This window comes from Actinomyces sp. oral taxon 170 str. F0386, from assembly GCF_000195595.1.
In the GTDB taxonomy this organism is placed as follows: domain Bacteria; phylum Actinomycetota; class Actinomycetes; order Actinomycetales; family Actinomycetaceae; genus Actinomyces.
Window position 1 is genome coordinate 1 of the sequence record NZ_GL882564.1, and the last position, 749, is coordinate 749.

Genomic DNA, 749 nt, shown 5'->3' on the forward strand with positions numbered 1-749 from the left:
GCTTGACACACCACATAGGGGCACCCCCCCACGTGATCAGCTCCTGGCACGACAACCACCCCGACCAGGACGTCCCCGACGGGCTGACCCTGACCCAGCCCTGGCCCGCCGGCCCCAGTGACCAGTGCCGCGACGAGACCATCTACTACCGCTACAGCGCCGACAGGGCCCGACGCACCCTACGCGGGATCGACACCCAGGTCGCCAAGGCCGAGAAAGCCGTCGCAGGAAAGATCCCCGTCAAGCGCAACCGCTTCGTGCACCTGTCCGGTGCCACGCGGAGCATCAACCGCGACCTGGAGAAAAGGGCCCGGACCCTGGCCGGGTGGAAGTGTTACGTCACTAATCTGCCCAACCCCAACCCCGACCCCGAGACAGTCATCAGCGCCTACCACCGCCTATACAACATCGAGAAGTCCTTTGCGCATGTCCAAATTCGACCTAAGAGCACGCCCCATCTACCACCCACCTGCGCCAGTCCATCGAGGCCCACCTGACCATCGTCACCGCCGCCCTGGCCATGGCCCGTTGGCTGGAGACCACCACCGGTTGGTCCATCAGACGCCTGATCAACACTGCACGCCGCTACCGCACCATTACTATCAACATCGCCGGACACACCCTCATAGCCGCCGACCCTCTCCCACCCAACCTCGCCCAAGCCCTCCACAATATCCACCACGACACTAAATGAGCCAACTCAGGTCAAAGTGGACTGCCAGGTGTTTTTCGGACAGTGCTTGTTTGTG

1 pseudogene is annotated in these 749 nt (G+C 62.9%); it reads left to right on the plus strand.

The features are described 5' to 3' along the window. A pseudogene (locus HMPREF9056_RS11115) lies at positions 1-694 on the plus strand (IS1634 family transposase); the annotation flags it as partial. Between the last annotated feature and the right edge of the window lie 55 nt (positions 695-749).